Raw genomic sequence first — 9,445 nt, 5'->3', positions numbered from 1 at the left:
GAAGCGCAAAATGTAGGTCATAATCAAATTCAAAACCCATTTCAACAATTGGTTCAAAACGTGCCCAGGATGGCAAATAAAGGTCTTGCAGCCCAAATAATGCGTAAAGTAGGTAGAAACAAAAAATCATTAATTAAAAAAAGGATTGTTGAAATTGCATCAAAGGAACAGTTGAGTCTTTCAGAGTTAAAAGAAATAGTAGTTGATGAACAGAATTTATGTTCGAAAGCCACATTTTATCGATATTTTGATGCTTTAAAGCAAAAAAATGTTTTAAGTGTTGTTATTGCTGATGAAGTTGAAATAATACTTGCAAATAATATTATTGAGGCCAATATTTGAGACTTGTATCAACTAGTATATTCTTGTATTTCTGAGACTGGAACGACATGAGACTCTAAAATTTCCATAGGAAACGGGGGGGTGTCTCATAGTGTCTCACGAATCCGTTTAAAGTCGGGCGTGAGACTTACAGAGACCGAACTTGGGTCCATTTGAGACGCAAACACTTATTTAACCTTCACATCCCCAAATGGTTTAAATTATGGCTCCAGGTTCAAAAAGAAGGCTAAAATAGAAACATTTAAATATGAGTTTGAGTTTTAAACTTAATAAAAGCGAGATTTATACAAAATATGTGATAGCTTCATTAAGCTACGCATCAACAGTATAACATAATCACGCTAGATTTGGCGTAAAATCATAATAAATATATCAAAAACGAGGTTGATACAAGATGGTAGTAAATTTAAAAAAAGTATTTCTTTTTAGTTCAATAGTTTTATTGTTCGCGATGTTATCGCAAAGTGTTCTGGCAGTAGATTCTTTAAGAACCGCAGGTTTTAATGTCGTTGCTAATATAAGCGGAGTTGGAAGAGCATTAGCAAATGATTTAAAAAATGGGGCAAATGATCAAAGTAATGAATTTAATCGTGTTGAGACTGGGGCGTATGCATTATTTTTAAAAAATGCCACCTATCAATTTAATATAACTATTTATAATGCAAATTTAACTGGAAATGTTTCTGAAGTTGCAATTACATTGCCTACAGGAGTAACTTATAATGAGTATAATGCAACTACTAGCACTGTTGAGAGTAGTGATAGTCAGACTATTAATGTTACTTTTACTCAAAGCGGACAAGTTTTAAATTGGACTCAAGGTTATAGAGCAATTAATGTAAGTTTAATAGCTAACACTTCCGGTAAGAGGTCATTTATATTTAATGCTACTATTGCATTAAGTGGTCAGAATTATGTTAACTTTAGTGTACAAATGGTACAGGGTATAAAAGGAACTACCGTTACATATGTAATTGGAGATAGGATTTATTTAGATGGGAAATTACCTACATTAGATTCAGCTAAAACAAATGATACATCTAGTATTAACTTAACTTTTAGTGAAGCAGTTAATGTAACTACAGTTAAACCTATGGGCGCTACTTACAATAATAGGACAGGTCATGCTTTAAATATTACAATTAATAGTGTTTCAACAGCTAACCATGAATCAATTGTTACATTATCAACTAGTGATTTTGATGGCAATCAAACTCCTGTTCTTACATTAAATAGTAGTGCTAGTACTTTTATAAGAGATTTAGCCGGTAACGCATTAACAACAAATACATCAGTTACTGCAACAGATGGAGCTGGCCCATATTTAAAATATTCTGTGTTGAATATTAGTGGTGCTGGTATTGCAACATTAACATTATTCTGGAGTGAGCCTGTTAGTACATTAGGTACCACTGTAACTGTAGGAGATTTGATATTTTTTAATGGAGACGGATTAAGAGGAGGAAATTACGTTAATTCAACTTCATTTACAACAACATCCAACATCAGTTCTGGGGGATATAGCGGTAATCTTTCTGAAATAGTATTTAGCGTAGCAAATAGCGCAAATATTTCATTTTGGAGAGTTAATGATTTTAATCTTAGTCTGACAAAAGCAAATTGGAAAGATTATAATGGAAATATTTTATTAAGAAGAGTTGATGGAATTACAAGCAATAGTGTACTTAGTACGCATGGTAATGATACAACTGCACCAAGTCTTTTAAATTGGACTTACAGTCATGTGGCTGGTCAATTTGCTTTGACATTTGATGAGTATGTTGATCCAACTTATTTTGTAAATGATTTGAATCTGACTCAAGCTACAAGTCCTGCGCAATATTATTCACAGACAACCCGTTTGAAAGGTGATGCAATCTTATTAAACGCAAGTTCAGTGACTGAAAGTCAAACTCATTTAGCAACGTTATTAGCTATGAATATTTCAAGTGCTGCAAAAGATAAAATTGCATTATGGAATGGACAAAACTCTTCCACGGCATTGTATCTTTGGAATGCAAATGAAATACTCAATACTACTTTTAAGGATACGGCAGGAAATACTGCTTTTGGAGTAGGACATAATAGTTCTGCTAAATATTTAGCAGCTGCAACATGGACACAAGATACAATTGCGCCAAATGTTACAAGCGCAACAATTAGTGATAACAATGTTACTGGTCCTGGAACACATAGGATAACAGTTACGTTTAGTGAAGATATGACTAATGCTACAACTGTAACATTATCCAGGGCAGGCACTTCATTTACGACTTACAACGTTACACTTCCAATCGGTACTAATGTTGCTAATCTTTGGTATAACTTTACAACAACAGATACAAATACTGAATGGGTAATTAATGTTTCAAATTATGCAAGTATTACTGATTTATCAGGTAATGCAATGACTCAAAGTGATACCGGGTTAAAATTCACTTATGATAGTGTCGCGCCTTATGTGTTGTATTCATATTATTTGGAAAATGGAACAACTGATACCGCATACAATGGAACATTAGGAATTGATGACACTCTTGTATTTGTGTTTAATGAACCTTTACAAGTTAATCAAGTAAACTTATCAGTTGGAAACTTCACGTTTAGAGATGGTGGTGCTATGAGTACGGGTGGAAAAGCTACTCATTTAGTGCGTGTAAACGGGAATAACGCTATTATAACATCTTATAACGGCGCTCCAAATATAAGTTTAAGGGGAGAATGGGCTGATGTATTCAACGCAACAGCATTGCAAGGAACAGGTTCAGCAAATCAGCATAGAAATTTAAATGCTAATAGTTCATCATGGTTTATCAGAGATAAAGCAGATAACTTTGTAAGGGCTGCATACACAACTGCTCAGAAAAAAGTAGTTGCTGATTATGCATTTGCTGTGACTAACAGTTCACCTGTAACAGTATCATTCCCTACATGCGTAAATACCGGCAATATGACAGGGTATCTGAATACAAATGACTTTACTTTTGGATATTATTATAATGCAGATGCATGGGGAACATTAACCACTGCAACGTCATTAAGACCATTAGTAGGTTATAGATTCACTTGGTTAGGAACAAACACCTATTTATCATCTGATGCTAGTGATAACATCTTTAGAGTTTATTTAGCAAATCAAAGTGATTGCGCATTAAGTGATTTGGAAATAGATATTAAAGATGGTTGGAACTTGCTTGCATTGAATGGAAATTACTATTCAAGTAAGGATACAAATGGTAGAATGACTGATAGTCCTGATAATTGGTTGTTCAGTTTAACCTCTACTGGAGCAGAAGCTGGAATTGCGGTAGGTTCAGTTACAAAAGATTATGGTAACTCAAGTACTTACAGAAATGTACCTAGCGGTGGAGACCATGATTGGGATAATTTAAATATTAGGCCATATGAAGCATGGTGGGTACAATCAACATCAGCAAACTCATTTACAGGAGTGGCTAGAAGATAAAAATCCTAACGGATTTTTTATTTTTATTTTTTTAATTTAATAAAAAAAGAGTGTACAATTAAGAGTGTGAATAAAATGAAAAATTTTTTAATATTCCTAACTTTAATAATCCTTTTATCATTTAATGTATCTGCAGATTCATTTCCGTATAATTTATTTTCAGGTACTATTACATTAAATAGTTCTAATGCCCCTATTGGTTCAGTTTTAAGTGCAACAATTGGGGGAATTAATGCGGGTTCATATACTTTAAATACAGCTGGTTGGTATGCATTAATCGTTACAGGCAGAAATGACGCTAATTTAAACGCAAACGATGGCGATGCTATTACATTTAGTTTATCTAGTACAGGATGGACAATAACAGCAATTACTGGTAACACATATAGTGATTCAAAAGAAGATGGTTCTCCAAGATGGTTAAACCTTGCTTTTACAGGTTCAACATCAGCATCAGCAACTACAACAGCTGGTTCAGGTGCTGGGAGTGGCGGTGGCGACGCTGCAACAACAGTAGAAACCGTATTTGTACCTACCAAAATTACGCAACCTTCAGTAATTGCGCAAATCCTAAGCTGGATTACGCCTTCTGAATTAGGGTTAGAATCTTTAAGCGCTGATGATGTTATTATTACAGAACTTAATGAAATTACTGAAAAATCAGAGATAGGTGTTGGGGATTTGGGACCCTTATTAAATGAAGTAACAAGCAATGCCGTTAAAACAGCTTTGGATGATTTACAAGCATTATTGGATGCTAAAGAAGGTCAAAAACTGGAAGTTAATAAAATATTAAAAGTTTATAAAATTCAATCTAAAATCAATAATGAGATAGTATTAAGAACATTATTATCTGTAACAGTTACAGCTCTTTCAGATATGACTGATGTAAAAGTGATTGAAGTTATCCCTAAAAATGTTGCAAAACACGTCAGTGAATTAATTTTTCTAGGCGAACAACCAAAAGTATTGCAAGATGATCCTGTAGTACAATGGGAAATTCCAGTTATAAGTCAAGGTTTGAGTAAAACATTTGAATATGTTGTAAAAAAAGAGTTAGTAAATTTTGAAGGCAAAACTATAACTGTTGGAGTGTCAAGCGCACTGGAAGAAGTAACAGGTGGAGCAGTAGAACCAGAGGTGTCTCCTCCAAATCCAATTTGGGGTTGGATTATAGGGATAGTGTTGATAGTTTTAGGATTAGCTTGGTACTTTAGAAAGAATAGGTAAATATGAGCAAAACAAAAGAAGAATTCCTAAGAATCAAGAATGAAATTGAAGAATTAATTGAAGCTAATAATAAATTACCTTCTCTTTTTTATTTTTTCTAATTTTTCTTTTAATTTTATATTTTCATCAATTAATTTTTTCGCAAATTTTAGTTTTTTTGAATTTTGGTAGCTAATAATTTGAATTTGCTCCTGAGTAGTACTAAATTTAAATTGCCAAATAAACTTTTGTAATTCAGCTGTTGTAATAACAATTAGTGCAAAAAGTCCAATGAATAATCCTAAAAGTCAGGGAATATTAAAAAAAAACTTATGATAATCAGTATTATTTGTTGTATTAGAAATGTTAGAGTAAATAGTATTGTAAAAGATCCATTATGAGCTATAATAAATTATTTTAACAATTTACTTGTATTATGGAAAAAATCAAGTATATTTTTTAAATAAAACAATATTAATAATAATAAAATAATTGAATTTAATCCTATAGCAAATATTAAAATTAAGATATACATATCCTCTATCACCCAACTTTCAGATAATTATTGTTTTAAATAGATTGTTAGTCTATAAACTATAGAATAAAAACTAAAAGAAATAATCAAAAATAAAATACTATTTAATAAAAATAATCTTCAGGGTAATAAACGTAATCTTCTTCAGCTAAATTAGCTTTCTTATCCTTTTTTTTAATTTTAGTAAGATCATCTACTTCTGAATCTGCATTTAATTCGCTTTCTTCTTCTAAATCCTGAAAAATTCGCGGTTTTTTAGATTTCATGTAATGAACTTTTTTTTCCTCATCATTTTCTTCTTCTGTTGATTTTAGGTATTCAGTCTTAGCTTTTTTGCTGCGTTTATTTGGTTTTGATTGTTCACCTATAGCTTTATCTTTAGCATCTAACATTTCTTGAGCTTCTTCAACTATCTCAACTTGCGGAATTTCTTCAGGTTCTTCTAATTTTACTTCATCTTCTTGCTCAATTTCTTCGCCTTGGAAAACAAATTCATCATCATCTACTTCTTCAAAAAAGAAGTTTACTACTCCAGTTTTAATTTTATTCAAGAAACTGTTTTTTTCTTCGGTGTTTTCAAGTTTTAAGTTAATTTCAGGGGCATCAGATTGTCCATCAAACATTTTTTCAATTTCAGCAACAAATTTTGTATCTGCAATTGAATTATTATCTGTTTGTTTAGCCTGATACGTAATCTTTGATGCATTTAATGCTTCATTATAAACTTCTTTTACATCTTTATTTTCTTCAAAACTAAAAACATCTTCTTCCTCTTCTTCTAAAAAGAAATCTGTAATGCCCTTTAATGTTTTTTTGAACAAACCGGGTTTATCAGATTCAATTTTAGCGAATGGATCATCTAATTCAAATGATTCTTCGGCTTTAAAATTTTCATTAAGGTTTGAATCAATCTTGGCTTCAATCTCAGATTTTTCTGATTCTTCTATTTTAACTGTACTTTTTGTATCACGAATAAGTTCAATCATAACATTATTTTTGTCAATCTTATGTTCAGCTTTTTCAATTTGTGCTTTAATCTTTTCTAAGTCTTTTTTAAGTTCATTATTTGAATTTATTTCATCCTTCAAAGCTTTAATTTCATCGATTAACAAATCTTGCTTGCCTTTTAGGCTTTCAATGTCATTAGTTTGTGATTCAATTTGGTCTTTATTTACAAAAGATAATTGTTCTTTGACTTCATTAAATAGGCTAATTCTTTTACGGATATCTTCAATTTCATTATTGAATAAATGAATATCAACAGAACCATTATTTTGTTCTAATAATCTAGCAACTTTTTCTCTTAACTCATTTAAACTATCTTTCAATTCTCCGAACTCTTTAGTCTTATTCAGAAATAAATCTTCCTGAACAAATTTGTTATTGCTTGATTCCTTAAACTCGCCTAATTCTTGTTTAACACTTTCTAAATTATCTAAAGTTTCTTTAGTTTTATAATAGTCCTCTTTAAATTCTTTAAAATCGGTTTGTAAGTTAGTTAATTGCCTATTAACGTTTAATTTTGAGAAATAATTAAATTTGATTTGCTCAATATCCTTTGTCTTTTCAATTAAATCATTAAGAGCTTTTTCAACGATTTTATTGTTTTCTTCAAATGATTTTTTTGTTACAAGGTTATCTTTTAAAATATCCATTACTTTTAAGAAATTATCTTTTAATTTAGTAATGTCTAAAGTTAATTTTTCCAATTCTTTTTTGTAATCTTCCTTAAGCAGTTCTTTATTAGCTTTTTGATCATCTTTTAATTCCTTTAAACTGTTTTTTTGTTCATTAATAAGTTCATTTTTATAATTTTTAAACTTTTTAATTTCATCAGAAATAAATTTTATTTTTGTATCAACAAGATCAATAGAATTTTTCTGTTTTTTTTCGAAATCTTTGAACCTGCTATCAAGGTCTTTTTTGGATTTGTTTACATCATCTTTAATTTTGAAAAATGATTTTTTTAAAACATTATCGAGTTCTGAAAAATTATTTACTTTCAATCTAATCTACCCCCTTAGTTATTATTTTAACTATTTTAATATATGATAAATCTCAATAGTACCCCTTTTCTATATTTGTGGAGCTAACCCATTATTTAAAGATTATGTAAGTCTCATATATGGAATGAATAGATATATTTAGAATATTTTTAGGGCAATTAAACGAAAGTTTTATAAATCGACCCATGAATCTAGATAATATTGGGTGATCAAAATTATAATACCTATAAGATGTTTTTCATGTGGAAAGCCTGTATCCCATTTATGGGAAGATTATAATAAATGTCTTGAAAGAGGGGAAATTAGAAAAAAAATTCTAGATAATTTAGGCTTGGAAAGACAATGTTGCAGAGCTTTATTTCTGACTCACGTTGATTTAATCGATTTAGTTGCGCAGTATAAAAAAGTTTAAATTCAATTTATAATCATAATATCTGTTATAACATTTAATTATATAGTTAATATTCTAAAATTACCTATAATGTTTAAATTCTTTTGCATGGGGCGTATTTTCTTTTTGTCCTAATGTGCTTACTTTTTCAAAAATAGCCTTCTTTTGAAGTTCTTTAATAGTTTTAGAATGGCTATAACTCATGCCTGACATTAATCCGCCAATTAACTGTTCAATTATCGGTTTAACTGGGCCTTTATATGGAATTTTTTTTGATACTCCTTCAGCTACAATTTCATTTTTTTGGCTTAATGTTTTCTTTTGAGCATCTATCTGTACATCTTTTCCGGACATACCCCTATATATTTTAAAAAGACAATCATAATCTTCCGGTTCAATAGACGTAACTTTGGTTATAGGAACTTTTTGTATTTTATTTTTTTCTATAGTATATACATCTCCTGGACTTTCAAAAGTGCCTGCAAATAAACTGCCTAGCATAACAACATCTGCCCCTACTGCTAATGCTTTCACAATGTCTCCTGAATTTCTTATACCGCCATCTGCAATTATAGGTATTCCATATTTTTTTGCTTTTTTTGCGCATCTATAAATTGCAGATAATTGAGGAACTCCGTGTCCAGTTACAATCCTGGTTGTGCATACTGACCCGGGGCCTATTCCGACTTTAATACAATCTACTCCTAATTTAGCTAAAAATTTAACTCCGCCAGGTGTGGCAACATTTCCTGCTACTATTGGTACATTTGGATGTTTCGACTTAAAAGTTTTAATAGCATAAGCCATTTGATTAGAATAACCATTTGCTACATCAAATATTATAATATCTGTGCCAGCATCAATTAGCATTTTTGCTCTTTCCATAAAGGCTCCTTTAACGCCTACTGATGCTCCTACAAGGTAATTCATATTTAAGTTTAAACCTCGCTTTTTTACTTCTTTTATCATTTCAGCTTCTTCTTCAATAGAATTGGTCAAACGATAAATAAAACCTATCCCTCCCATATTTGCCATAGCCGCAGCCATTTCAACACCAGTGACGGTATCCATATTAGAAGAAACTAATGGGATGCTTAATTGGATGTTTTTTGTAAGCTTGGTTTTAATACAGGCGCTTTTTCTTGAGGTTAATGATTTTCTAGGGATAAGTAATACATCATCGAATGTGGTGTTATATGCAAGCATGGCATATTGCCCAATTTTAGAGAATCTTAATTTATAATAAATCCGGTCATAAATTTCTTCCAGAATATCAATAGCTGCCATTCATTTTTTTTTAAGATAATCAATCATATTTAAACATTAGTGTAATCTAAATTATACATCTGGATATCGAGTCATGCATTTCTGTATAAATCTCATTTTCCGCCAGTGTGTTTTATTACCGTTTGGGTTTAATACCCCGCAGCTTGCTGCGGTAACTTAATAACCAAAAAGGACTTTCATTTCCAAATGGAAGTAAAACATGCCAGTCA

The 9,445-nt window shown here is 30.9% G+C and carries 6 protein-coding genes; 4 read left to right on the top strand and 2 right to left on the bottom strand.

Annotation, left to right across the window (positions count from 1 at the left end):
* The 3 genes from J4418_02855 to J4418_02845 all read left to right on the top strand — a co-directional run.
* Positions 1–342 (top strand): hypothetical protein (locus J4418_02855; GenBank protein MBS3112994.1); only part of this gene is annotated, 342 nt, incomplete at its 5' end.
* Between the two features lie 394 nt (positions 343–736).
* A complete protein-coding gene (locus J4418_02850; GenBank protein MBS3112993.1) occupies positions 737–3,808 on the top strand; it encodes a hypothetical protein in 3,072 nt (1,023 codons plus the stop codon).
* Positions 3,809–3,883: 75 nt separating this feature from the next.
* Complete coding sequence (locus tag J4418_02845; protein MBS3112992.1) at positions 3,884–5,038, top strand: hypothetical protein; 1,155 nt, start codon at positions 3,884–3,886, stop codon at positions 5,036–5,038.
* Positions 5,039–5,656: 618 nt separating this feature from the next.
* Here the strand turns inward: J4418_02845 and J4418_02840 are convergent.
* Entirely contained in the window at positions 5,657–7,558 is a 1,902-nt protein-coding gene (locus tag J4418_02840; GenBank protein MBS3112991.1) for a hypothetical protein, read from the bottom strand.
* Between the two features lie 214 nt (positions 7,559–7,772).
* On the opposite strand from J4418_02840, the gene J4418_02835 reads away from it, so the two are divergent.
* Positions 7,773–7,970 (top strand): DNA-directed RNA polymerase subunit N, encoded by a 198-nt coding sequence (locus tag J4418_02835; protein ID MBS3112990.1) that lies wholly within the window; start codon positions 7,773–7,775, stop codon positions 7,968–7,970.
* Between the two features lie 60 nt (positions 7,971–8,030).
* Here the strand turns inward: J4418_02835 and J4418_02830 are convergent, their stop codons facing one another.
* Complete coding sequence (locus tag J4418_02830) at positions 8,031–9,236, bottom strand: IMP dehydrogenase (GenBank protein ID MBS3112989.1); 1,206 nt, start codon at positions 9,234–9,236, stop codon at positions 8,031–8,033.
* Positions 9,237–9,445: the final 209 nt, after the last annotated feature.

The organism is Candidatus Woesearchaeota archaeon, assembly GCA_018303425.1.
Taxonomy (GTDB): domain Archaea; phylum Nanobdellota; class Nanobdellia; order Woesearchaeales; family JAGVYF01; genus JAGVYF01.
Note: the sequence above shows the minus strand (reverse complement) of the source record. Positions and strands in the feature narration are given on the sequence as shown.